23 protein-coding genes are annotated in these 25598 nt (G+C 47.9%); 3 read left to right on the top strand and 20 right to left on the bottom strand.

The features are described from left to right. Window positions 1-43 precede the first annotated feature (43 nt). The 10 genes from AC58U0_RS10675 to AC58U0_RS10630 all read right to left on the bottom strand — a co-directional run bounded on the left by AC58U0_RS10675 (window position 44) and on the right by AC58U0_RS10630 (window position 12663). A complete protein-coding gene (locus AC58U0_RS10675) occupies window positions 44-1648 on the bottom strand; it encodes a response regulator (protein ID WP_497378980.1) in 1605 nt (534 codons plus the stop codon). Between the two features lie 3 nt (window positions 1649-1651). Continuing rightward, window positions 1652-3430 (bottom strand): cache domain-containing sensor histidine kinase, encoded by a 1779-nt coding sequence (locus AC58U0_RS10670; RefSeq protein WP_497378979.1) that lies wholly within the window; start codon window positions 3428-3430, stop codon window positions 1652-1654. 84 nt (window positions 3431-3514) lie between these two features. Further along, window positions 3515-5302 (bottom strand): family 43 glycosylhydrolase, encoded by a 1788-nt coding sequence (locus AC58U0_RS10665; protein WP_497378978.1) that lies wholly within the window; start codon window positions 5300-5302, stop codon window positions 3515-3517. A gap of 171 nt (window positions 5303-5473) precedes the next feature. After that, a complete protein-coding gene (locus AC58U0_RS10660; protein WP_497378977.1) occupies window positions 5474-6319 on the bottom strand; it encodes a helix-turn-helix domain-containing protein in 846 nt (281 codons plus the stop codon). 200 nt (window positions 6320-6519) lie between these two features. Continuing rightward, window positions 6520-6840, bottom strand: coding sequence for a MocE family 2Fe-2S type ferredoxin (locus tag AC58U0_RS10655; protein WP_497378976.1), 321 nt, complete (start codon window positions 6838-6840; stop codon window positions 6520-6522). A gap of 28 nt (window positions 6841-6868) precedes the next feature. Beyond that, window positions 6869-7969 (bottom strand): fatty acid desaturase family protein, encoded by a 1101-nt coding sequence (locus AC58U0_RS10650; RefSeq protein ID WP_497378975.1) that lies wholly within the window; start codon window positions 7967-7969, stop codon window positions 6869-6871. A gap of 15 nt (window positions 7970-7984) precedes the next feature. Next, window positions 7985-8833: a carbohydrate ABC transporter permease gene (locus tag AC58U0_RS10645; RefSeq protein WP_497379169.1), complete on the bottom strand. Its 849-nt coding sequence runs from the start codon at window positions 8831-8833 to the stop codon at window positions 7985-7987. A gap of 95 nt (window positions 8834-8928) precedes the next feature. Continuing rightward, window positions 8929-9861 (bottom strand): ABC transporter permease, encoded by a 933-nt coding sequence (locus AC58U0_RS10640; protein ID WP_497379168.1) that lies wholly within the window; start codon window positions 9859-9861, stop codon window positions 8929-8931. Window positions 9862-9928: 67 nt separating this feature from the next. Then, window positions 9929-11623 (bottom strand): ABC transporter substrate-binding protein, encoded by a 1695-nt coding sequence (locus tag AC58U0_RS10635; RefSeq protein ID WP_497379167.1) that lies wholly within the window; start codon window positions 11621-11623, stop codon window positions 9929-9931. 197 nt (window positions 11624-11820) lie between these two features. Further along, entirely contained in the window at window positions 11821-12663 is an 843-nt protein-coding gene (locus AC58U0_RS10630; RefSeq protein ID WP_497378974.1) for a helix-turn-helix domain-containing protein, read from the bottom strand. Between the two features lie 133 nt (window positions 12664-12796). On the opposite strand from AC58U0_RS10630, the gene AC58U0_RS10625 reads away from it, so the two are divergent. From AC58U0_RS10625 to AC58U0_RS10615, 3 genes are read left to right on the top strand one after another with little or no spacing between them, the layout of a single operon-like run. Further along, complete coding sequence (locus AC58U0_RS10625) at window positions 12797-13531, top strand: phytanoyl-CoA dioxygenase family protein (RefSeq protein WP_497378973.1); 735 nt, start codon at window positions 12797-12799, stop codon at window positions 13529-13531. Window positions 13532-13536: 5 nt separating this feature from the next. Beyond that, on the top strand, window positions 13537-14511 hold the full coding sequence (locus AC58U0_RS10620) for an aldo/keto reductase (protein ID WP_497378972.1): 975 nt from the start codon (window positions 13537-13539) through the stop codon (window positions 14509-14511). A 31-nt stretch (window positions 14512-14542) separates the two neighbouring features. Next, the gene (locus AC58U0_RS10615) at window positions 14543-14971 is read left to right on the top strand and encodes a hypothetical protein (RefSeq protein ID WP_497378971.1); all 429 of its coding nucleotides are present in this window, start codon (window positions 14543-14545) and stop codon (window positions 14969-14971) included. Window positions 14972-15036: 65 nt separating this feature from the next. Here the strand turns inward: AC58U0_RS10615 and AC58U0_RS10610 are convergent, their stop codons facing one another. The 10 genes from AC58U0_RS10610 to AC58U0_RS10565 form a co-directional block, all read right to left on the bottom strand. After that, window positions 15037-15855 carry a sugar phosphate isomerase/epimerase family protein gene (locus AC58U0_RS10610; RefSeq protein WP_497378970.1) on the bottom strand — a complete coding sequence of 273 codons (819 nt, stop codon included), beginning with the start codon at window positions 15853-15855 and terminating at the stop codon, window positions 15037-15039. A gap of 3 nt (window positions 15856-15858) precedes the next feature. Next, window positions 15859-16755, bottom strand: a complete 897-nt coding sequence (locus AC58U0_RS10605; RefSeq protein WP_497378969.1) for a sugar phosphate isomerase/epimerase family protein — start codon at window positions 16753-16755, stop codon at window positions 15859-15861. A 31-nt stretch (window positions 16756-16786) separates the two neighbouring features. Continuing rightward, window positions 16787-17584: an alpha/beta fold hydrolase gene (locus AC58U0_RS10600; RefSeq protein WP_497378968.1), complete on the bottom strand. Its 798-nt coding sequence runs from the start codon at window positions 17582-17584 to the stop codon at window positions 16787-16789. A 13-nt stretch (window positions 17585-17597) separates the two neighbouring features. After that, the gene (locus AC58U0_RS10595) at window positions 17598-18443 is read right to left on the bottom strand and encodes a sugar phosphate isomerase/epimerase family protein (RefSeq protein ID WP_497378967.1); all 846 of its coding nucleotides are present in this window, start codon (window positions 18441-18443) and stop codon (window positions 17598-17600) included. A gap of 7 nt (window positions 18444-18450) precedes the next feature. After that, window positions 18451-19449: a zinc-dependent alcohol dehydrogenase gene (locus tag AC58U0_RS10590; RefSeq protein ID WP_497378966.1), complete on the bottom strand. Its 999-nt coding sequence runs from the start codon at window positions 19447-19449 to the stop codon at window positions 18451-18453. After that, entirely contained in the window at window positions 19446-20279 is an 834-nt protein-coding gene (locus AC58U0_RS10585) for a ThuA domain-containing protein (RefSeq protein ID WP_497378965.1), read from the bottom strand. The genes AC58U0_RS10590 and AC58U0_RS10585 overlap by 4 nt, the downstream gene beginning before the upstream one ends. Next, window positions 20236-21861: a glycoside hydrolase family 43 protein gene (locus AC58U0_RS10580; RefSeq protein WP_497378964.1), complete on the bottom strand. Its 1626-nt coding sequence runs from the start codon at window positions 21859-21861 to the stop codon at window positions 20236-20238. The genes AC58U0_RS10585 and AC58U0_RS10580 overlap by 44 nt, the downstream gene beginning before the upstream one ends. A gap of 84 nt (window positions 21862-21945) precedes the next feature. Beyond that, entirely contained in the window at window positions 21946-23613 is a 1668-nt protein-coding gene (locus tag AC58U0_RS10575) for an ABC transporter substrate-binding protein (protein ID WP_497378963.1), read from the bottom strand. Between the two features lie 60 nt (window positions 23614-23673). After that, window positions 23674-24573 carry a carbohydrate ABC transporter permease gene (locus AC58U0_RS10570; protein WP_497378962.1) on the bottom strand — a complete coding sequence of 300 codons (900 nt, stop codon included), beginning with the start codon at window positions 24571-24573 and terminating at the stop codon, window positions 23674-23676. A 1-nt stretch (window position 24574) separates the two neighbouring features. Beyond that, on the bottom strand, window positions 24575-25546 hold the full coding sequence (locus AC58U0_RS10565) for an ABC transporter permease (protein ID WP_497378961.1): 972 nt from the start codon (window positions 25544-25546) through the stop codon (window positions 24575-24577). Between the last annotated feature and the right edge of the window lie 52 nt (window positions 25547-25598).

Here is a 25598-nt window from a genome sequence, read left to right as displayed (position 1 = left end):
TAATTAATGCTTGGAGATGATTCAACATTTATGACTTTCCATTCTACTTTTTTGACGTTTTCAGATGATCCATGTACGCCTGAGGTGTCTTTCCTGTTATGCTTTTAAACACTTTAAAAAAGTACGTATAACTCAAAAATCCAACCTCACTGCTAATCTGTTTCAACGCATAGGTGCCGGATTCCATGAGCATGCAGCTCGTTTTAATACGAACCCGATTCAAATACTCTGTGAAGGTCATAGCTGTTTCCTCTTTAAACAATCTGCTTAAATAGGAAGGATTCAGATTAAGGGCACTCGCCGTAATGTCCAAGGAAATATTGGAGGCATAGTTATCGGTGATAAACTGTATGGCTTTCGAGATATGACGCGAATAGGATCCCCCTGCATGCTCTTTCTTGATGGCCTCAACAATTCGCGCATAGTAGTTCAACAACCATCTCTCTAGCTCAGCAACGCTACCCATTCGCCCAAGCTCATTCCTTGAGGGGATGAGTCCGTTATCTGCTAAGGATGCATGAGGAAAATGCCGCTTCCATGCCAATTCAACAAGATGAAGCATTTCGCTTACAATAATTTGCACCGTCATTGCGTAGACCGGCTGACTACGCAGTGCAGCAAAAATGGTTGAAATGATTTGATTTATTCTTTCCCCCTCAAAACGCTCCAGAAAAAGCAGCAATTGCTTCTGTTCTTCCATAAAAAGAGAATCTTTCAAGATGGATACGTTCGAGATTTGATCGAACATGACGTTTATATCCTGGTTTGCTTTGGTATAACTGGAGCCAACCAATCGCAAACTTCCGCATAGCGGCCCCATGGCATAGACGCATTTTAAGTTAAGGAATTTCTCGAGAGAATGAGCAATGGAGCTCGTAGCTTGATTGATTTGGGTTGTAACCGCATGTTCACTTCGATCTTCCGAAGAAAACAAGACAATAAAGCGTCCCTCTCCTGCATAGCCTACCGTCCGCTTCTGAATGTCGCCAATTGCCATTTGCATGACTTCCGTGGCCTGCTGAACGAACCGATTTTTCTGTATATCGGTAAAGGACTCCGTCAACAACAGAAAAGGAACGATTTGTACAGCTGCGGTTCCATAAGTGATGGAAGCGGTATACAGATCATTGTCCCGTGCATAAGACTGCAGCGCTTCCCCGGCTTCTTGTACATCTCTAGCCAAATTAGCTACATGCTCGCGAAGAATAACCGGACTTAGACGTTCAATCATTTGGGTTTGAGCACTTCGAGTTTCATGCTCCCGTTCTTCACTCTGCCATTCCTGAACCGCTTTATCCAGAAGCGTTAATAGAGCTCCCGCGTTCAAGCGATGCTTGAGCAAATAATCCATAGCCCCGTTCATGAGGCAGGTCCGAACATAATCGTAATCGTCAAAACTGCTCAGCATGATCATTTTAACCTTGGGAAATCGGTCTCTGATCATACGGCTCAGTTCTACCCCATTCATTAACGGCATACTCACATCCAAGATTGCGATATGCGGAGTATGCTGCTCCATCATGGAAAGCGCCATAGATCCGTTATGTGCTTCACCGCATATGGTGAATCCATGCTTTTCCCAATCCAACATACTCTTCACATCGTTTCGTGCCAACGCCTCATCATCGACCAATAATACCTGATACATTCCTCATTCCTCCTGCTCTATTCGATCCGTACCCGGCACCAATGGAAATCTGATCTGTACAGTGGTATAGGTATCTGGCTCACTATAAAGAAACACGCCGTAAGGCTCCCCGAACAGTCGAACAATGCGCTCGTGCACATTGCGAACTCCCATGCCGCTGAAGCGTGTGTTCGTCTGGACTTTATTCGCTTCAAACAGCGCATCGATCTGTTCCTTTGACATCCCTTTGCCGTTATCTCTCACTTCGATTCTCAGTTCTTTGTTTTCCTCATAGATGCGAATCAATACCAGGCCTTCGTGCTCCGAGGAGGATAGCCCATGAATGATGGCATTTTCCACAAGAGGCTGCAGCATTAACTTCAACACGTTGAACTGTAAAAGCTCTTCATTTTCGACTTCTATTTTCACATGGATGGGTTCCACATATTTGTATTTTTCAATATTGACGTAGCTGCGGACATACTGCAGCTCTTCTTGCAGGGAAAGAAATTCATTCGTATTCCCCAAAACACCGCGCATGAGCTCTATTAAGGATTCCGACACCTCAACAATATTCGGCACCCCGTTCAGTTTGGCCAAATACTTTACCGTATTAAGCGTATTATAAAGAAAATGGGGGCGAATTTGAGCCTGCAAAACAGCCAACTCCGCTTCACGCTTCTCCTTCTCAGTCGTCACGATTCCCTCAAGTAAACGCTTTAATTCCTCTACCATACTTTTGAAAACTTGATAGAGCTGACCTATTTCATCCTTAGAATGAATTTCGACAGCCGGGAGCGTCATATTGCCTTCCATGACATGCATCATCATAGATCTCAGCCTTCGAATATTTCTTGTAATTCTCGAGGAAACCTGTAAAGTACCGATGACGATAATGATAAACACAACAATGGCTACTGTGGCTAATACATTTCGGATCCGCGTCGTTTCAGTTAAGAGAGACTTCATAGGAACGAGTGCCACTGTGGACCATCCCGTATAATCCGATTTCCGTGTGATGACCAGGTAAGATTTCTGTCCGATGACCCTTTCAACCGAACCATCTGAACCGGACATCTCCTGATTGAGCAAAGTGATCACTGCCTTGTCAAAGACGCTTGTTTGGGGTTGATAAATAAATTCGTTGTTCCTATCAACCACATATAACATACTGTCCGATGTAGGTTTGACATCATATATTTTGTTAATGAACTCGTCATTCAGATCGAACATCACCATACCGATTAAATTACGGTTATATCGGAGCTCGCGCCCGGTCACAATGGAGTCACTGAAACCGGTTTGATGAAAATAAGCATGCCCTGAGCCATTTTGAAGTAAATAATCCATCATCGGTGTGTATAAAATGTTCTTGTCGAGCCATGGGGATCCGACAAAAAACACCTTTTCGTTCAACCCTATGACGGCAACGCGTGAAATGTAAGGCTTGTAGGCAATTAAAGCGGATAAAAACTCCTCAATCCGCTTTTGTTCCTGGAACCACTCGTAGCTTGGTTCCTCTGTCTTACTTAACAGTGTATCCAGCACCGTTTTATTGGTAGCGACCACCGTATTTAATCGGCTCACCTCCTCCAATCGGAGATTTAAGGATTCGTCCGCCTGGCGTATGCTTTCGGTAACGGAAGTAATTGCATTATTCTTCACCGTTTCTCTCATGTACAAATAAACAATACTTGTCACAGCAACGATTCCAATCAGAGTAACCAGACTGAATGCGACAAAGATTTTCCCCTGGATGCTTACCGTAGGTGAAACCAACTTTTTTACGGAGAAAAACTTCATGGACCGGCAGCTCCTTTCCATTTCACGAATAGTAGAAAAAAACATGAATCCAGCCCGATCATGAGCTTGATTCATGTTTTTATATTACTCACAACAAGGCTCTATGCATAGCCCCTCTCCATCCTCTTCGGCCCCCAGCAGGACAATTCCCACACGAGTCCGAAATGGAGCGGTCCGATCATTACCAAAAATTGTAGACATGAGTCTGCCGTCATTATCGATAAACATCGTTCCGTGGCCTCCGTGAGGTACCGCCAATCGTCTTGGGGTATAAGGGCCGTACAAATCATCCGCAACGGCATACATCAAATCATACGTACCGTCCACGCGTTTATCCCCATTCCACTCCGCCGCACCAAGAATATACTTCCCTTGGTACTTCACGATGAATGCACCCTCATATCCAACTCGCTGTCCATCTGAGCATAAAAGCTTGCGGGGGTCTTCGGCAAAACCCGTCATATCCTTCTTCATCCTGGCAATCTTGCCGTCCTGCCAAACAAAATACACTTGTCCATCTTCATCCTGGAACAGGCTGGAGTCAATATCCGTATTCGTCATGCGACCCATATCGATAAACGGTCCTTCTGCATGTCCAGATACACTTTTAATCAACCCGGTGCCTCCGCCTTTTAGCGAATAAGTAATCCAGAATGTTCCGTACAGATAGATCATCTCCGGGGCCCAGAGACAAGGATTCTCATAAATGTTGTTCTCCCATGTGCCATTCTCGGATAAATCCCATACTTTGGCCACATGGTTCCATTCCTTCAGATCATTTGAGCTCCACAAGTGAAGCTGATTATTGCGTTCCCAAAAATTTCGATGCGGCTTATCTGTTGTCCCCGTCAAATAATACATCCCATCCGGTCCTGTGCTAATATGAGGATCCCGAATCAGGAAATCCCCGACGGGTCTAAGACTTCCCACAGCTCCCTTCTCCAGCACAGTTCCCTCCATTGGTCTAATGAATCCAGGGCCTGCAATGGACATGGGTACAATGGAAGGATAATGCTCCACCGGTGAATAGCTTCCGCAGCCAGTGAAAGATGCATACAGCTGATTGTCCGGACCGGTAAATAGGGAGACTTGTCCGCCATGGGGAAGTACCAAATACCGCCGACTGTAGGGACCATAGATCGATTGGCTCACCGCTACAAAGGTGTCTACAGCATCGCTGCCCATCCTCTCAAGCGCATCTGCACAAAACATATAGTAGTACCCATCCCGCTTGTATAAAAAAGCCCCGTAACTTCCTACCTGCAGATTCCGTATGTACGATGGATGATCCTCCCGCCCCGCGACCTTCCAAGGCTGCACTTCTACCATTCGGGGAATTTCCTCAAGGCCGGTCCTATCCTCTTTCATTTTGGCAATTTTGCCATTGCTATAAATCCAATACAGAACACCGTCTTCATCCTCAAATAAAGAGGCATCCTGCCCGTCATCTGTTATCTTCCCCATATCCTGGTAAGGGCCCAGGACAGAGGCGGACAAGCTTTTGAGCAAACCGGTGCCGCCTTGTTTCAACCCGTATGTGATCCAGAACGCTCCTTTTAAATAGTGTATTTCCGGAGCACAAATACCAGAGGAGCCCTCGCTCTCCTTTTGCCACGTACCCTCTTGCTCCAAGCTCCATACGGCGGCTGGCCCCGTCCATGTTTTTAGGTCTGCGGACGTCCATACCTGCAAGCTTGAGCCCTCTGTCGATCCGGTCATATAGTACATATGATCCGGTCCTGTGCAAATACTGGCATCTTTTAGAGAGACATCCAAAATTCGTTCTATTATTACTGCAGATTCAGAATAGCCTGTACAGGCGGACCATTCCGTTTCAGGATGAGGTGGTTGAGTAATAAAATCACTGTTCATTGTATTTTTCCCTTCATAAAATAATCTGGATTAAGTATATCGTGGTTTGTAGAACTTTTTAATAGAATAAGCGGTACAACGGGTGAGGATTATGGACGTCCATTACTTTTTCATAAAACAAAAACATGCCGTGAAGAATCATTCTCAATTCCTGAACAATTCGCGGCATGTTTATTGAATTTTAATAAATTGCTTTCGGAAAGCGCTTGGTCTCACTCCGGTTTTGCTTTGGAACAGGTTCGAAAAATAATGCGGATCGACATATCCAAGCTTATAACCAATATCACTTATGGTCAGATGGGTGTCGAGCAGCATCAGTTTAGCGGATTCTATCTTTTTGGATATGACATAGTTATAGATGGTAGTTCCGATTTCTCTTTTAAACAAGCGGTTTATCTGCTTATTGGAAATGCCCATTTGTGAAGAGAGCTGGGTCGGATCGAAAGGATGAAGGATACTGTTATCCAAAAATTGCTTTATAGCTTGAACCGTTGATGTTAACGCTTCCCCTCTTTTACGTAAAGTTTCGGAGAGGCTGACAATGATTCGCATAAGGATGATCTGCAGCTCACTTTGCATTTCTTCTACTGTTTTTTGTTTAGCGCTTTCAATAGCCTCTTTAAACAAGTACTCCAATCCGCTGCTGGACGTCACGACATGGGAAAGCAGTTGGTAGGCTTCAAGCATCTTCAGAATCCAGCTTCCGCTAATGTTTAGCCATATATAACTCCATTGCTCCTTGTGGTCTAGGTCTGAGGCAACTTCATGGTAATACCCTGCAGGTAGGATGAACAAATCTCCTTGACGAGCCATATAGGCTTGGGGACCGACCTGAACACTGCCTTGCCCTGATAGTACAAAACCGAAAACGGTAATTTGTGCAATCTTTCGAATATTGCGGTAATCCGTATCACAGTAATTAACCCCTAAGAACTGGACGCTCAGAGGGGGAGGTTCTCCTAACGGAGGCAGGTGATATACAGGCCCATGCTTGCCGGGTTTATTAATCATCGTCATTGGACCTCTCTTAACAACTTGGTTCCTAGTTATCAAGAGTATATTGTAGCACAATTTCAAGTATTGAGACATGGAGTGAGATGGAAGAAAGAGCCTTACTAAAGATTGGCGGCGATGACTTAAGAGGCCTAATGCGCAACGCTGCATTAGGCCTCTTATTATAAGTCGTTAAACTAGTGTTACAATAGTTCCCCATCACCTCAATCGATTTTAATATACACTTTGCCAGCCTCCACTTTGACAGGGTAAGTTGTAAGCTTGACACAAACCGGCGCACGCTTGGGCTCTCCAGTCTTCACATCGAATCGGCCGTTATGCTTCGGACACTCTATGACATGGCCCATAACTAAGCCGTCCGCCAAATGAATTTTTTGATGTGTGCAAAAGCCGTCTGACGCGAAAAACTCGTTGTTATCCGTTCGATAGAGAGCAAATGTACGGTCTCCATGGTCAAATCGCCGCACATCCTCTTGGTCGATATCTTCTGCAGTACATGTTTCAATCCAACCGTTAAGTTCCATTCATGACTCCTCCAGCTTTTGGGATAGTTCAATTTGCAACTCGCTCCACTCCATGCGTTGCCTCATCTGTGCCGAATTTATAAGGACATGCAGCATCCGGTAATGGGCGATCGATCGTATAAGCAGGGTCCTTCCTTTGTTTCACAAGCGCTATGATTACATCCTTGAGGGCAGACCCAAAATCGCGGGAAGCCGGCGGGCAATCCCCTTTGATCTCTTCATGCAGCTCTGCTAAAGCATGATAAGGTACCATGGGGAACATATGGTGCTCGACATGATAGTTCATATTCCAGTAAAGAAACCTAAGGATGGGATTCATGTAGATCGTACGTGTGTTCAATCGATGGTCCAGCACATCTTCATGCAGCCCCAAATGCTGGGTCATACCGAAGAGAAGAACGATAACCATGCCATAAAAGGAAGGTAAGCCGACAAGCATGGCCGGCAATAGGCTTCCCATTTGCATACACCATATGAGGATAATCATATAAATAAGTAAGTATATACGAGCTTCTAGAAATGTTTTGCGATGCTCCGATGAAGGAATATACGCATATTCCTCTTTATCGAGTTTACCGAAGCAATGTAGGAAAAACTTGTAGAACTCTTGCGGCCCCCCATAGAGATGGAAAATTTGCAAAAACAAAATTCTCCAGATCGGTGGCCTCTCCATTACGATTTCCGGATCTCTGCCTACGATGATCGTATCGGTATGATGACGCGTGTGACTCCATCGCATTGGTGTTGCCGACCTCAAAACCATGAAGGATGCGATCTGATACAGAACTTCATTCATCCAGGGCGTCTTGAAAGCTGTCCCATGACCGCATTCATGCCACCTAGAATCACCGGGAGTTGCGTATAGAATGCCGTAAAGTGCGAATGCCGGAATCGCCCACCATGTTCCCCAAGAATAGTAAGCTATAATTCCCATTATGATAAGCGCGCCAAACCAGATGATTGTGTCTCGAATCGCCGGCCCGTCTTTTCGTTTCATCAGCTCCTTAAGCCGCTGGCGAGGAATCGGACAAGTATACCAATCCGCTTCTGCCAGTCCTTTTTCCTGTGCGCGTTTGTTTTCAGGACCACTCACACGATAGTCTCTTCTTTTTATATGGGGATCAGCCACTTTCATGTACCCTCCTTAACCCTTAATGCCGCCCAAGGTCATGCCTTTCACAAAATATTTTTGCAAAAACGGGTAAACCGCGATGATCGGCAAACTTGCTACAATAGTCATAGTAGCTCGGACGGCAAGAGGCGTAACCTGATTCGTCGTTTGTCCGGCCACATTGCTGAACACATCTGCAGCCGATTTTTGCGACATGGAAGCGTTCGAGCTTTGCAAAATTTTCATTAATTCATATTGCAATGTGCTTAAATCAATATTCGATGAATTATAAAGAAACACATCGAACCAAGAATTCCACTGCCAGACCGCAACAAATAACGAGACGGTGGCAAGCACCGGCGTACACAGCGGAAGGACGATTCTCATAAATGTAGCAAATTCACCGCATCCGTCCATACGCGCACTTTCCAATATCCCCTCCGGAAGCCCCTCAATAAAGGAGCGGATCACGATGACATTGAACACGCCCACCGTGCCCGGAATAATGTACACCCAGAAACTATTAAGCAAATGAAGCTCTTTGATCAGCAAATAATTCGGAATCAATCCCCCGTTAAAATACATCGTCAATACAAAAGCGATTGTGACGAAATTACGCAGCACAAACTCCTGCCTGCTGATCGTATAAGCTACCATCGCCGAGCAAAATACGCATATAACGGTACCAAGCACGGTCCGCAACACGGAAACAAGTGTCGCATGAAAAATACTCGCTTCCTTGAACACATACTCGTAGTTATACCAAGTAAACACTCGCGGCTTGAGGAAGATGCCTCCTCTGATCGAATCGTTGGCATCATTCAAGGAAATCGCCAGCATATTAATGAAAGGATAAAGCGTAACGACGATGAGCATCATCATAAACACGTAGTTGCTACAATCAAAAATACGATCGCCTAAACGGCTATCACGTCTTTTTGCTGAAATGGATTTCGTTGACACGTCTCCGTCCCCCCTTAGAACAGCCGTGGTTGGCCTAATTTCTTGGCCAAATGATTCGCAGAGAAGAGAAAAATAAAACTGATGACCGTCTTGAACATGCCGGCAGCAGTCGCGAACGAAAATTTGCCCATCGCGATCCCGTATTTCAGAACGAATATATCCAGATTTTCGGAATAGTCTGCTGTCAATCCGTTGCCGAGCAAGTATTGAGGCTCAAAACCCGATTCCAGGATGTTCCCTAAATTCATAATGAGCAAAATAACGATAATCGGCTTCAAAGCAGGTAAAGTAACATGTACAATTCGCCCAAAACGGCTCGCGCCATCCATTTCTGCCGCTTCATACAAGGTCGGATCGATCGTCGTCATCGCAGCTAAGTAAATGATCGTATTCCATCCCACATTTTTCCACACTTCGGCTGCACCAAGAATGCCCCAAAAATATTTCCCCTCAGCCAACCAAAGAATAGGCTCGTTGATCACATGCAGCTTTATCAACAAAATGTTGACGATACCGTTCTCAGTCGATAGAGCGCTGGAAATGATGCTTGCCGCCACGACCCAAGAAATAAAATGCGGCAGGTAACTGATGGTTTGCACGAACCTTTTGAACATTGCCCTGCGCAGCTCGTTTAATAAAATAGCTAACGTAATCGCAGTCACAAAGCCGAGCACCAAATTAATGGAACTCATGACCACCGTATTGCGCATAACCCGGTAAAATCCATCGTCCAGAAACAAAAATTTAAAGTTATCGAATCCCACCCACTGCTGATCAGCAAGCTTTTTCGCCGGTTTAAAGTTTTGGAACGCGATCGTCCAGCCCCATATGGGTACATATTTAAAAACAAGCAGCCAAATAACGAAGGGTAAGGACATGGCGGCTAAAGCCTTTTGATTTCTCAATTTTATGAAAAAAAGTTTTGCCCCTGTCGGTTTAAGTGCCAGCGTCCGCTTAAGGGACGCCGGCTTTGCAATGGAATCAGCCACTCTATTCACCCCTATGTGAAAACGTTTACCATTTACCGTTAATGCGGTCTTTAACAATTCGGGTTATCGTATTTTCATAGGTTTTGACATCTAATTTGTTGAATTCTTTGCTATATTCTTCCCATTGCTGGTCAAAATCGGCTGCGCGGGCTAAGATCATTTTCGGGAAATATTTGCGCTGCAGGTCACCGCTTTTTTGGACAAATATTTCTTCCGGCGTCCCTTTGCCAATCCCTGCGCTCCAGGCTGGATACCATTTGCGCTCGTCGGGCGGCGAGAACAAATCGGAGAATACTTTTGCATGATAAGCCTTCAATATCGCTCTGTCTCCATCTGTATATCCTTGTTCCACAACAGTCGGCTGCAAATTCGGATTTTTCGGATTGCCGTCGGCGAATACGCTGAAGTTGCCCATCATCGGCCATAAATAGCCGTAAATTTCGATGCCAAACTGCTGCTGAAAGCTCGGATCGCTCGTTTTCTTAATTTGCTCCGGTGTGCGGGTAAACTTGCCGCTGGCATCTACCTCGTAGGTATCACCCTTAATCCCCCAGTTAATGAGCTTTTGATTGTCTTCCGTCACCATGTTATCGAAATATTCAATAATGCGAACCGGATCTTTCGCTTTGACGGTAATGCCGATTCCCCGATTTTGAACAAATGTAGGCGGATCCAAATACTGGTTCTTCGTCCCCTTGTCAAATACGATAGGCAAAGCAATGTATCTTCTATCGTCGTCGCCATCTTTTAGCAAGCTTTGGCTTGCTGGCTGGAATTGCCATGCATAATCGAACATGCCGAGAACGCGGCCGGATGAAATTTTCGCTAAATATTGATCATAATTCGCTACCAACGATTCTTTATCGAACAAGCCTTGATTGTTCGCATCGTTAAGCTTCTTTAAATACCTTTTGGTAATCTCATCATCGCCGTAATATTGTGCCTCGTGCGTCTTCATATCAACGATAACGCCACCGTCATTCGGATAACCAGCCAGATGCATAGGCGGATTCGTTAGCGTGAAAAATCGCCAATCATGCGTCAGTGTTTCAAATCCGATCGTATCTTTTCCATTGATTTGCGGATGTTTCTCCTTATAACGCTTAATAATGTCAAAGTATTCATCCAGTGTTGTAATGGTTGGATAGCCGAATTCCTTCAACACGCCACGCTGAATCCAGAAGCCGGAAGTCGGATTAGGGTCAGGCATATAGCCCTGCGCCGCCTCGAACGGAATATGATATATTTTCCCATCCTTAGCCTTCATCATTTCCAAGTAAGGACCATAGAGCTTCATAATGTTGGGTGCGTGTTCCTTCAAAAGATCGTTCAACGGAATAAAAGCCCCGGCATCGAGAACTTTATCCATCGCACTATCCGGAATAAGCACATCCGGGTAATCTCCGCTGGCAACCATAACCCCGATTTTCGTGTTAATGTCACCGACCAGATGTTCAATTTTAAAATTGACCCCGGTCTGCTCCTCTAATTTTTTACCGATCGTCGTTTCGTTCGTATTGACATCTTTGCCGGGACGCGCTGCATTAAAGTAAGTAAATGTCGCTGGCGGTTTGGCTGACTTTGACATGTCGTCCGTCTGCGACTTGGGTGCGTTGGAAGCGGTTGCGTTTTGACTCGTAGTGCTGGCATTGGAACAACCGATCATCCAGAGCATCATTGCAAGCATCAAAGATACAAACCTGAGATTTCTGTTTTTCATTTGTTTGTTGCCCCTTCCCGCTAATTGGTTCCGGCTCATGGTCTACACTCCTTATACATGTCATGTTGGAACATACATAAAGTATAGGGGACCGTTCAAACCGCGGACAATCGACGATGTGAACAACATATTGTAATTTTGGAACATCTTTAGCAGGCAGCGTGATAAATTTACAGCCGAATTGATCCGCCATGCGCTCAAGTGGATACAAAGCCTTCTTTTGTACTTTTGATACTTTTGCGGTAATCTCCCGGCGTTTTCCCTATGCTTTCCTTAAATATTTTACTGAAATAGGCGGCATCGCCAAACCCGCACACCGCTGCGATTCGCTCGAGTGTATTGTCTGGCTCCTCCAGCAGCTGCATAGCTTTGCGCAGCCTCAGCATTTTCAGCATCTGCACGGACGACACGCCGTAAGTTTGCTTGAACACGCGGTTAAAATAACCTGGATGCAAATGCATCAGCTGCGCCAAATCCTCTCTCATCAGCTTTTTGTCGAGATTGTCCTCCATATGCTTCACAACTTGAAGAAACCGGTCCTCGGCAGAAAGCTTTGAGGCCGGTCGGCTTGGGCTGCCGGAAACCATCCAACTCTCCAAAATGTCGCCCAGCAGTTGAATCGCAACCGAAATCCCCTTATAATCACGCAACGGTGAAGGCGGCTCATTCCACAAATGGAGCAGCACCTCAAAGGCGGATGCATAGCTATCCGCGTGAAGCAGCGTGATGACCCGGCTTACGGGAAACCGTTGAAAGAAGCTGAGCTGCGGAATGACCCGTACATCGATCAGCATCCACAGATGAACCCCTGGTCCGACGGCAATTTCCGTGAAAGGCAAATTCGGAGGGTGGATCATCACATCCCCCGTCTTCGCCATATCCGCCACACCGCACGACCTTGATTCCACTTCCCCTTCCAGCACAAATGAAACCGTCCAATACGGTTTGACCATTTCCAGGTGAAACGAGTCATAAGCGGCTTTCTCGACATGATACAAAGAGAAGTCCATATTTTCACGGATACTAAGCTTTGTGTGCACCAACAGCACCCCCGTAATGTTCCAAATTTACAATAAGTAGTTCGGTTTCGCCATTGTGAGAAGATCGGGCCTGTAAGCATAATAAAATCACAATCACAACTTTTCTAAAACCAACTTGAAGGAGCGAATGACCATGCTAACCAACCAACAGCTGCAGCAGTACGAGGATCAAGGCTATATTATTTTCGATCATTTTTTTTCGAAGGCGGAGATCGACGCAGTGACGGCGCGGATTGATGAACTCGATGATCAAGCCGAAAAAGAATTGCAAAAATTAGGTCAAAATTTCCTCAATATCCCTGGGCAAATCAATTTCAACGCGCAGCTCAACAAAAAAAGCGCAGCTATCCAACAGTTTTGTTGTCAGGATAAAATGGCAGCCATCGCAATGGATATTTTGGGTCCGGATGTCCAGCTCTATTTTGACCAATCAGTGTACAAACGCCCTGAAGCAAACCGGGATTTCCCTTGGCACCAGGACAACGGATATGCGCCGATCGAACCTATGCATTATTTAACCTGCTGGATCGCCTTGGAGGATGCTACGTTAGAAAATGGCTGCATCTGGGTTTTGCCGGAATCCCATAAACAAGGCTTTGTGGAACACAAGAAGACGGATATCGGATGGCAATGCTACTTTGGAGAAGATCCGGGCATTCCGGTTCCGCTGAAAAGCGGCAGCATGGTGATCTTTCACTCGCTTTTGTTCCATCGCAGCACGCCGAACCGCAGCAGCGCAACCCGCAAAGGATTGGTGCTTCAATATTCCGCAGCCGGTGCGGTGAATCCCGAGACGGGAATTGCCTTCGATAACGGGCCGGTCATGACAAAGAATGGCGAGTATGTGTACACCCCGCAGGCGAGGTGAGCACAATGAAATATACAACGTTTGCAGGTTCGGACGTACATGTTTCGAGAATCGGCTTTGGGGCAATGGGTCTTGGCGGCTCATTCGGCCGACTGGAAGACGGCGATTTCATCCGGGGGGTGCTTCATTCCCTCGATAAAGGTGTTAACCTGATTGATACCGCCCGCATCTACGGCCCCTCCGAGTCATTAATCGGCGAAGCGCTCAATCAGTGGAAGGGTCCCCGTCCTTTTATTGCAACGAAAGCACTTTCCCAAGAACCGCTAGGTTGGGGGACTTCGGTCCCCGTGAACCGAGCTTACCCGCAAGGCGCGATTACCAAAAGCGTAGAAGCCTCGCTGAACGCATTAGGGCTCGATGCCATTGACCTCGTTCAAATGCATCAATATTGGCCGGATTGGGATTACAGCGATTATTGGATGGAAGAATTGATAGCTTTAAAAGAACGGGGACATGTGCGTTTCATCGGCATTTCGCTGCCGGACCATCGTCACGATCTGGCGACGCACATCGTTCAAAGCGGCCATATCGACAGCGTACAAACGATCATTAACATTTTTGACCCGCTCGCCTTCGACAGCTTAGTGCCGTTATGCCAACGAGCGAATATCGCCGTTATCGCCCGTTGCATTCTGGATGAGGGCGGCCTGACCGGCTTCCTGACTCATGACACTACATTTGAGGACGGCGATTTCCGGCAGCTGTTTTTTGGCTCGATCCCGCGAGATATGTATATGCAGCGGGTTGAGCGGCTTCGGTCGTATATTCCGGCGTATGCGGAAACGCTGGCGGAGCTTGCCATCAAGTTTGTCACCGCCCACCCGGGAATTACGACAGCCCTTACCTCTATGCACATCACAGCCTATGCGGATGAGAATATCGCTGCAATGGATCGGCCGGAGCTTCCCGAATCTATATTCGAAGACATTCGCCGGCATCATCGCTGGGTTAGGAACTTTTATGAAGCCCATTACTGGTAGCAATAGTCGGCTCCGGAGAGGAGTGATTTACATGTTAGGAGATTCTAACAACATCCTGTTCTGCCTTTCGAACGTTATCCAACATAAGCTGAGCGATGACTTGGCCAAGCTGCAGCAAGCCGGCTGCTCCATTAAAGTCGAGCGGTGTTTGAACAATTGCGGCACATGCCGCCGTTCGGCTCATTACACCCGCAACGGTGAGACATATGCTCTGACGACGATATCGGCCTTTCAGCAATCGGTTCATGACAGTATGACTGCTCGTATTCATGAGCTGGAGGTTCAGATGGATAGCTTGCTTATGCGCCTAAGTTGTGAAGATGATTTTGAGATGGCCTGCGCTCTCAATGCTCAATTCGTTCAAGTCGCAAAAGAAATGAGCGATTTACGAGCTAAACTCGAAATCGCACATGAAGAACACGCACAGTTCAACTATTATGCCTCTTCTGAAGTAATTTGAAGTCAAGAGAAGCCATCCCTTCGCATGATCATGCGGGATGGCGTTTTTTAGCGATTGATTATTAGTTATTGCCCCGCTGCGGTTAGTCTTTCTCGTATATAAATTCCGTTCTCCAATGTCACTTGATTGGGATCCACTTCCGCTCTGATTGATTCCTCTTCGACCATAATCCACCCGTCGTACCCCGTTGCGTTCAAATACTGCGCAATGCGCAGGTGATCGATGGAGCCTTGCCCCAGAGCAGACCATTCGCCAGTCGATGTGTTCATATCTTTGAAATGAACATGCTTGATGAGGGAGCGGTACGTGCGGAAAATCGTTTCCACATCCATCCCTCCCCTGGCAATATGTCCCGTATCCGGCGCATAGCCGCAGTACCGGGGATCGAGTCCTTCCAGCAAAATCCGGTAGTCCTGCTCGATGCGGAAAACAGACCCCGCTGGCGAATTCGGATGATACGCACAAATGATTCCGTTCTCGGAAGCTCGGCGGCTAACACCATTAATGTTAGCCAGCGCATTCTTCTGCCGCTGCTCCAGATCGCTCCGGTCCTTGCCCGGAAGCTGAACTAGCGTCAAAACCGTATCTGGGAAAAGCTGCAAGTATTGAATGACCCGATCCGCCTCGATGCGTTCAGCCTCCGTTTCTTCAGGTCCGCGCCAATCGAGCGCGAGACAAAGGGCGCTGAGCCGCAAGTTACGGCGATCCAGCGCTTCCTGCAATGCAGCCGGCTCCCGCGTATAAGAACCAAGCATACATACCTCCGGCTCTACACCTGTGCCTTCCGCCTGCTCGATCACATCGAGAATATGGTCCAACCGATTACCATATTTCGCAAAAGACATTTGCCATGTATACGTTTGAAATCCATATCGGATCGTCATCGATTATTCAGCCTCCTTGATCTTCTCGCGGATGAAAGGAATCGCTAGACGGCCCCACTCCTCGACTTCCGCATTGAAACAGAAATCGATGCACCACCATTCCATCGGTGAAATTACCGGTTTCATTGCCGATAAAAAACCGGTGAAATCCACTTTCCCAGCCCCAAAGGCAGCATGCGTGCTCGTTTCTTCATCGTGAAGCGTTCCGTCTGAATCGATGAGATGAAGATGACCGATATGACCTTGGAGCAGCTTCGCATATTCAATTATGCCTCCTTGAAGCAGCTCCTTCTCACCGGCATGACGCGCACCGACAACTCCGCTCATATACGCATGGCTCGTATCGAACAAAACTTTGAAGCCAGGATGATTCACAGCTTCCACAAGGCGCTTCACTTCGCTTGGCTTATTCAGCCAAAAGCCGGGCTCGAACTCCCAGACGATGGTCATTCCCGCCTCGGCAGCAAGCTCTGCCGATGCCCGCCAAGTAGCAACGAGTCTGGCGAAATTGTCCTCATACGCGTCCACTGACAAATCGGCCGGCGGGCTGACCGTATCCACACGAATCGTATCAATGCCCAAATCTGCGCTAAATGCGATATACGTTTTCAGCAGCGCCAAATAATCCTCCTGATTACATCGGTCGGGAGGCACCGAGGTGAAATCCGGCGCATAGCCGGATATTCCGAGTCCATAAGATTGAATTTCTTCCAACAGCGCTTGACGGTTCTCCTTGGTCGGATGACTGTAAGGGGTCGGATGAGGTGCAAAGCCATTGATTTCCACTCCGTCATAGCCGGAATCCCTTGCATACCGCAAAATTTGTGTAAAAGGCCACGGAGACTTAGCGAATGGACCGAAAGCGAACGCCCAAGAACCAATGGATAGTTTGGGATTCAAAGTAATCACTCCTTAAGCTTTATTCAAATCATTAATGACGGTTAAGAAAATCCAATGTGATCCGGTTAAAATCTTCCAGCCGATCCCAATGATGCGTATGGCCGCTGCCTTCAAATATACTCAGCTCAGCATGGGAAATTTCGCTTGCGATCGACAACGATAGATGAACCGGCGTAAACACATCTTGGTCTCCAACAGTAATCAGTGTCGGAGCGGAGATGGTCCCGAGCTTCCCTGTCGTATGATGAGACATGCAAGCGCTGCATTGCGCTTGAAAAGCATGAACCGGCATCGGATTGTCGTTCGTCAATGCGCTGTTCTGACCTTCAATAAGTTTATCAAGATGCTGTTCGTGATACGCCGGCGTGTAAATGATGAGCTGCAACAGCTTCTGGAAATCATCTGCTCTCATCACCTGATAAGCTGCTCCGAAGGTTTCGAAGATGCGCGTCGTGTACGCATCGCATTCCGACCATGAGCAGTTCAGCGTTAAAGACCGGACACGCTCCGGAGCGGCAAAAGCCACCTCCTGCGCAATGGCGCTGCCCATCGAGATGCCGGACAAATGCGCTTGATCGATCCCAAGCGCATCCAGCAATCCGATGGTGTCTAAAGCCATCATCCGTGTCGTATAAGGTCCTTCCGGCTTGCCGGAGCGGCCAGCCCCCCGGTTATCGACCAATAGGCAGCGATAATGCCGCTCATAGGCGCGCACATGCTCCTCCCATACGCTGCCGTCCGCCCCAAGGCCCATCAGTAGAATCAAGGGCTGACCTTGACCTCTTTCCGTGTAATGAAGCTCTATCCCATTTGCATGAACGATTGGCATGAGCAGAACCTCCTTAACCTAATTGCTGCCGAATATATTGAACGCCCAAACGAGCGGCATCGTCCGGATGGTTCGCATAATCCCGCCACAAATGGAGGCGTGAGATCAGTCCGGGAACCTGCTGCCCGAATGCTTCTATGGTGAGCCAACCGTCATAACCGATTTCTGTAAGCACATCAAATAGTTCCTTCGGTACCGCATGACCGCTGCCAGGCACTCCGCGATCATTCTCTGAAATATGGACATGCACGATGTGTGCCGCCGCCTGACGCCAAGCTTCAGGCACATTGCGTTCCTCGATGTTGCCATGATGCGTATCCGCTAGTAAGCCAACGTTAGGCAAGCCGATCTGCTTCACAAACCGTACCCCATCTGCAAGCGTGTTCACCATATACATCTCGAAACGGTTAATCGGCTCCAGCGCTAGCTTCACGCCAACCGATCCCGCGTATTCACCCGCCACGCGCAGCGTTTCGACGGCATAATCCCACTCATCCTGCTGCGGAGCCTGACCGGTAAATCGTCCCAGCCCTTGAAATAATGGCCCGCACAGCACTTCCGCCCCCAAAGCCTTCGTGTTGTCGATCGCCCGCTTCAGCGTTTGGAGCGCGGCTTGCCGCAGCGCTCTGTCCCGGCTTGCCGGATCCGCCGAGCCTGCATCAAGTGCGGCGATTGCGGTGCAGCCGAGGCCCAGTTCCTTCAATATCATGCCAAAAGCGCGCGCATCCGCAGGATCCATATTGTCGGCAGCCAATTCAATCCCGTCAAAGCCCCACTGCTTGATAGATTGCAGCAATGCTAAATGCTCGGAAGGCTTAGGCTGATCCGTCCACAGCAGCAAATTCATACCGATCTTCATCAATCGCTCACTCCCATGGCTTTAAAATTATTTTGCCGCTTTGCTGTGAGGCAGACACTTCGAAGGCTTCTTGAATGCGGCTCATTGGAAACGTATGTGAGATCAGCAATCCGGTTAACGGCGACTGCTCGATCACTTTCATCAGCTGCGGAAATTCGTTCATATTGTAATGCCACGATCCAATCAGATGGATGCCCTTGCGGAGCAAGTCGTCGCTAACTTTAATCGGAGTCTCCGTAAAGCACTCCCCGACGAAAGCGACTTTACCTTTGCGCTTCACCGCATCAATCTGGAGCCGATGAGCCGAAACGACGCCTGAGCAGTCAAGACCGCAGTCAGGCCCTTTGCCGCCGGTTAAAGCTTTGATCTGCTGCACCGCATCGAGTTCACGAGGATCGATGATACTGTCAGCTCCCATTTTTTTCGCAAGCTGTACCCGATACGGATTCATCTCGACCGCAATGACATTTGCCCCGCGAAACTTCGCGTTGACGATCGCTCCGAGGCCAACCGGCCCGAGCCCGGTGATAAGCACCGTCGTGAAGGCATCCACTCCCATTGCCGAAAACGCGCCATGAGAAGGGCCAAGCCCGCAGCAGGCCAGCGAAGCCTGCTCGTAAGTGATACCATCCGGGATACGCGCAAGCATCCAGGATGGCTTGGAAATATACTGGGTCATCGTCGGCTCGTAATGATCCATATTGTGCTCGCAGTAGATGAAATCGCCTGCTAGGCAAAGCTCGCACTCGCCGCAAGGATACTGCGGCATGACGACGACCCGGTCGCCAACCTTCACCTTGCTGCCCGGCGCCGTTTCAACCACTTCACCGGCCGCTTCATGCCCTAGGCAGTCCGATGTATGGCCGTGAACGAACCCTTTATATTCCGCGCACATCGGCGCTGCATGCACTTTAACGAGCGCCCAGCCCTCCTTGAGTGCCGGCTTCTCTCTCTCTACCAACTCCGCTTGCCTTATGCCGGTAATCGCCGCAATTTTCATCCTCATTCTCCTTCCGATATTAAATGTTCGGCTCCGACAGCCCAATGGATGCCATTCAATAACAATCTTCTAAAAGCAGGCTGCTCGAAATCCTCGGGATGCCCCATCGTCGTCGTAAAGACGCGGCCGCCTCCGAAATGTGTACGTGTCCATGCCACAGGTTGCACCCTCGGTGTATCTTCCGTATACGACCAGCCGTTATCCTCTGGATTTACTGTATGTCCATTCAGCAGCAGCGCTGCTCCTTCTGGAGGGTAGGGCAGTACCTGATACAGCCAGGAGCGGCATGAGAAATGCGTCGGCACGCCTCTCAGAATCGGATGCTCGCTAGCCCCCCAGGCGAGGGAAACATCCGTCGAAGACGAATGCCCAAAATGCCGTATCCATGGCGCGCCAAGCACATCGATGCCGAAGCCGTCATTCCAGCGCGCCAGAGGATGCCCCTCCGGATACTGGAAGCTGTGCGTGCTGGTGCGCAAGCCGATTACCGGCTTCCCCGCTTCCAGAAATGCTCGTATATAACCAAACTGCTCTTCCGGCAGCTGCCGAAACCGCAGGTAGAATACGGCGAGATCTGCCGTTTGAAGCGCCTCAAGTCCTGGAATATTCGCTGGCTCAGCTGGTCCCGGATGCGCGGATAACACCGTCACTTGAGCTCCATGCATATGCTCAGCCTCTTGAGCGATAAGCGGGATCGTGATTTCCGACGCATATTCATCTTCTCCGATTACGAACACAAGATGGCGGCCTTTTAACGTTTCATTCATCTGCTCCACGTGCATCTCTCCATTGTCAGTTTTCCATTTCCGAATAGGTGAAATAATCAAAATCGGCATGTCTGCGGCCGCCTGACAAATCATGGGCGCACAGCCCGATAAACGCTCCGGTGAAGCCCCAATCCGTAAAATAACCGTCGACCAGATGCGTCGCATATTCATCTGATATTTTACTGGCATCCAGCACCGGACCAATGGCTAGCCAGTCCGTCCCATTAACAGAATAATAAAATTGCAGCTCGCTGTAGTTAAGCTTCAGCTTTAAATAGCAGGGCTTCTGTACCGCAACCGGTATGAGCCTCTCCGTATGCTCCTGATATACGCCATGATCGTTGCCAATAATGCCGAGGTTCGCTCCCAGGCTCTCATCAAAACCTAACCGCAAGTAATAGTAATTTTGCGAATTGTAGTAATACATCAAGCCGGCCATCTGCTGATAGGAATCCGGAGCAAACTCGACGACCGTTTCCGCTTCACAGCGAAACGATTGCTGGCGTCGCCCGATTAGACTGTGCCTGAATCGTGAATTTGGCGACTCCATCCCTTTGAGTCTTAGATAACCAGGACGTTCGGCAAGTGAGATCCAATCTTCGGCGAACGATTGGCGTAACGACTGCCAATGGATATTCAGTTTATCTCCATCGAAATCGTCCTTGTCTGGAGACTTCGGAAACTTATGCTCCGGCAGCGATGGAGGCTGCACGAAATCGCGCGGCTCACTTCCTCCCCCGGATAGCCGAAACCATCCGTCTTCGCTCCAAACACAACGTTGAATCGCCGTTTCACGGCCTAAGTTGCACCTTCTGTCTTCTGTATCCAGAGGCCGCCCGCATAAATGGACGATATACCATTCGTCACTTTGCGTTTGAACCAAGCTGGCATGACCGGCCTTCTGAAGCGTCAAATTCGGAGCATGAACCGCCGTGAGCATCGGCGTCTGCGGATCCGTCTCATAAGGACCCGTCAACTGCCTGGAGCGCGCCACCGTAACGGCATGCTCATAGCTCGTTCCGCCTTCCGCAACCATTAAATAGTAGTAGCCATCCTTCTTATAAATGTGGGGCCCTTCCGTCAAACCAAGCTTGGAACCTGTATAAATGAGATGTGAAGGACCGACCAGCTTCCCTTCACTCTCCGAATACTCCCGCAAATATATGCCGTTAAACGGATCACGGTCTTTGCGATAATCCCATGCCATATGGATGAGCCACTTTTTCCCGTCGTCATCATGAAACATCGAAGGATCAAAGCCGCTGCTGTTCAAGTACACAGGATCGGACCAAGGCCCCATTATATCGCTAGCGGTGACGACATAATTGTGCGTATCTTTATAAGCGCCCGCATGGCTTTTTACATCCGTAAATACGAGATAAAACGTCCCATTGCTGTAAGTTAGACATGGCGCCCACACGCCGCCGGAATCCGGATTGCCCAGCATGTTAAGCTGGCTTGCCCGTTCAAGCGGACGCGTGAGCAGTCTCCAATGGACGAGATCGCGTGAATGATGAATCTGCACGCCTGGGAACCATTGGAAGGTTGATGTTGCGATATAATAATCATCCTGCACGCGGAGGATCGAAGGATCGGGATTAAACCCACTCAGAATCGGATTCACGATTTGGGATTGCAGATTTGGCTCCATACGGCACATCCTTTGCTTTCTTATACAATCGGCCTGCAGCACTCTGCCGCTGGCCGTATTTTTCCGTACATGCTTCTAAACCGATTATTTTACTTTTTTGCGATCGGCATCATAAGCATTTTGCAAAATTTTCAAGTAATCATTCAGCTTCAAACCGTCAAATCCTTTGATATAAGTATCCCAGCCGCTCTCGATGTTTTTATCTCCGGTAATGAATTGAAGCATATTCGATTTGACGTAATCCTCGATCGTCGCCTTTAATTGAGCGGCCGCTTCGCCTTCCTCGGAGCTAATAAAAATGTCAATCGGGAAGAAATTCTGCTCTTTCGGTTGGAAGCCGTCGTACTTCTGCGTTTCCTTCACCAAACGCAGCTCGTAACCATCCGGTGAATACATATCCTGTGAAACCGCTTGAGATTCAAAGCGCTCACGAGGCCGGAAATCCGGACCGGCTTGATCCCAACCGTCGGTATGAATGGTTTCACTGCGATATTTCGGGTCTACCTGATACTTCGCAGGTTTACCATTGACATTTAGCTGGCCTTCGTCAGCTTTTTTCCACGTATGTCCTTCTACACCAAACTCTTGACCTCTGGTTGCTTCTTCGGTCCATAAATAGTCGAGCATTTTGATGGCCGCAATCTGCTTTTCTTTGCTCGCTTTATTCGTAATAACGAAACGGCCCTGGTTGCCTACGGATTTGTAAAAACCAGATAACTGTACGCCATTCGGGCCCTTTAACGGAGGGACCGCTGTATAGTCTTTATTCCGCGGGTCAGTGGCGCCAACAGCCATTTGCACATGGCCGATCGTGAATGAACCCAGAACGGTCTCGCCTGCTTTGTTGCCGAGCTGCTGCAAGCCTTCCTGATTTTGCGTAAAAGCTTGCGGATCGATCAAACCTTCTTTATATAGCGAATTCATGTAACGGAGACCATCTCTCCACTCCGGCTGACTCGCTGAAAGCTGGACTTTGCCGTCCTTCACCCGGATATAAGAATAAGGCTGTCCGTCACCGGTGTTATAAATAAACGCGTTCATGAGAAAGCCGGTTAAATCGCCATGCCATGTATTCAATGCCCCGCTCAGCGGCACTTCGTCCGCTTTACCGTTGCCGTTCGGGTCTTTCGTCTTGAAGGCGCGCAGCACGTTCGCATATTCCTCTGTCGTCGTCGGCATTTTCAGCCCAAGCTTATCCAGCCACGTTTGGTTGATCCACAGCTTCTGGGAATACCAGCAGTGATAACATTCGTTCACTTGCGGCATGGCGTAGATTTTCCCGTCCGAAGACGTTACCGCCGTTTTCAGATCCGGACGGTCCTTGAATACTTGTTTAATATTCGGTGCGTACTGATCGATGAGATCGTTCAATGGAAGGAAAATGCCCTGCTTGCCGTACTTCATCTGATCCGCAGGCGCGAAGTTGCCGCTCAGGAAAATTTCCGGATAATCTCCGCTTGCCATCAGAACATTGCGCTTGTCGTTGTTATCGTTCGGAGGTCCGACGACGAAATTCAGCTTCACATTCGTTTTCTGTTCAACTTGCTTCGTAAACGGATTGTCTAAGGTTGTAAGGTTAGGCGATTGGTTAATAAACGCGCTTATCGTTAATGGCTTTTGTGCTCCGTCTCCGCCGTTTGGACTTGTGCCGGCTTCCTGTCCTTTGCTTTCGCTGCCGTCATTCGAACAAGCACTGAGCAATAAGGCTGCGGTTAGAGCCGTATAAGTAACTACTTTCCATAATTTTCCCATATCGACACCCTCCTGAATGATGATTGCACATACAGTTCTATTCTAGTAAGCGTATTTCCTTTATCCTTTCAATGAACCGATCATTACCCCCTTCACGAAATATTGTTGAACGAATGGATATATGATAAGTACCGGCAAACTGGAGACGACGATCAGCGAAAATTTCAACAGATCTTTCATCCCTTGTCTGGCTTCCATTGTTCTCACATCAACCATCATTGTATTGTCTACCGAATTTTGAATTAATATTTCCCGTAATATGAGCTGCAGCGGAAACAAATCCGGCTTTCGCAGAAAGATGAGTGCATCAAAATACGCGTTCCAGTTTGCAATCGCATACATAAGTACAAGCACAGCAATGATCGGTTTGGATAACGGAAGCGCAATCGAGCTTAAAAATTTGAAGTCGCTGCAGCCATCGAGTTGGGCAGCCTCATTCAATTCTTCCGGGATCGTTTCTTCAAAAAACGTCTTCGCAATAAAAACCTGCCATACGGCTACCGCTTGCGGAAGCAGCAGCGCCCAGCGCGTATCGATCAATCCCAAATCCCTCACGGTCAAATAGTAAGGAATCAACCCACCGCTGAAAATCATTGTGATCATGATCATGTACATAAGGAGCTTTCTTCCATGAAAGGTCCGTTTGGACAACGGGTAGGCGAGTGCGATCGTTAAAGATACACTGATAAGTGTCCCGATTCCCGTATAAAGGAGCGAGTTGTAATAGCCTGACCAAATGCGCGGATTATTCAGAACAGCGTTATACCCTTTCAAAGATAGCTCCACGGGAAATAACCAAACTCTGCCGGCTACTACTGCCTGCGGGGAGCTGATCGAAGAGCTGACGATGTAAATAAGCGGGTACAGCACAATGACAAGGATAAGGAACAGGACGACATAAATGAGCGAGAGTAAAATTTTATCCGCAAGCGGTTCTTTGATTTTGACTGTTTTTTCCATGTCAGAACAACCCCGATCCCGTAATTCGTCTTGCCCCGTAATTGGCAAACAGAAGCAGTATAAGATTGATGAAAGAGTTGAACAACCCAACCGCCGATGAAAAACTGTAATTTGCTTGAACGAGACCGACTTTGTATACGTAAGTCGAAATGATTTCCGAGGCTCCAATGTTCAGCGGATTCTGCAGCAAATACACCTTCTCAAACCCGATGCTGAGCAGATGGCCCATGTTCAAAATGAGCAGCAGCACCATAACCGGCATAATGCTGGGGATATCGATGTGAATGATTTTCTGCAACCGGGTCGCCCCATCGATTTTTGACGCTTCATACAAGTGTGGATTCACACCGGCAAGGGCTGCAATATAGATGATTGCGCTATACCCCATGAACTGCCATACATCGGAGAGAACGAAGATGGTCGAGAACAAGGATGGTTTGCCCATAAAGTTAATCGAAGCTAATCCAAGCCATGTCCGGATATGATCGATAACGCCAATTCTAGGCGACAGAAACAAAATAATCATCGAGACCATAACGACCGTAGAGATAAAATAGGGAGCGTAAGTAATCATCTGTACAGAACGCTTAAACAAACCATTCTTCAACTCATTCAGCATGAGCGCAAGTAAAATCGGAGCAGGGAAACCAACCGCTAACGAATACAAGCTTAAATACAAGGTGTTCTTAATAAGCAGCCAAAAATTCGGGTGTTCGAAAAATGCTTGAAAATGCTTAAAACCTACCCATGGGCTGCCCCAAATGCCTTTGATCGGATTCAAATCCTTGAAGGCGATCTGTACGCCTAGGATCGGCACATACTTAAAAAGAATGAAATAAGCAACCGGCAGTGAAACTAATAGATAAAGCTGCCAATGCCGCCGCATCTTTTTAAGCGATCCGCCCAATAGCGTGCTGCTTGAAGATCTGCTCTTTAATTTTGACGCAGATGACAGTTTGGCTGTTTCCGCCATTTTGAACCCATCTCCTTCCATGAGACGATTGTTGTTGATGGGGCAACTATAC

It is taken from the genome of Paenibacillus sp. J31P190 (assembly GCF_059692075.1).
The sequence above is the reverse complement of the archived record's forward strand: the minus strand, read 5'-3'. Positions and strand labels throughout refer to the sequence as shown.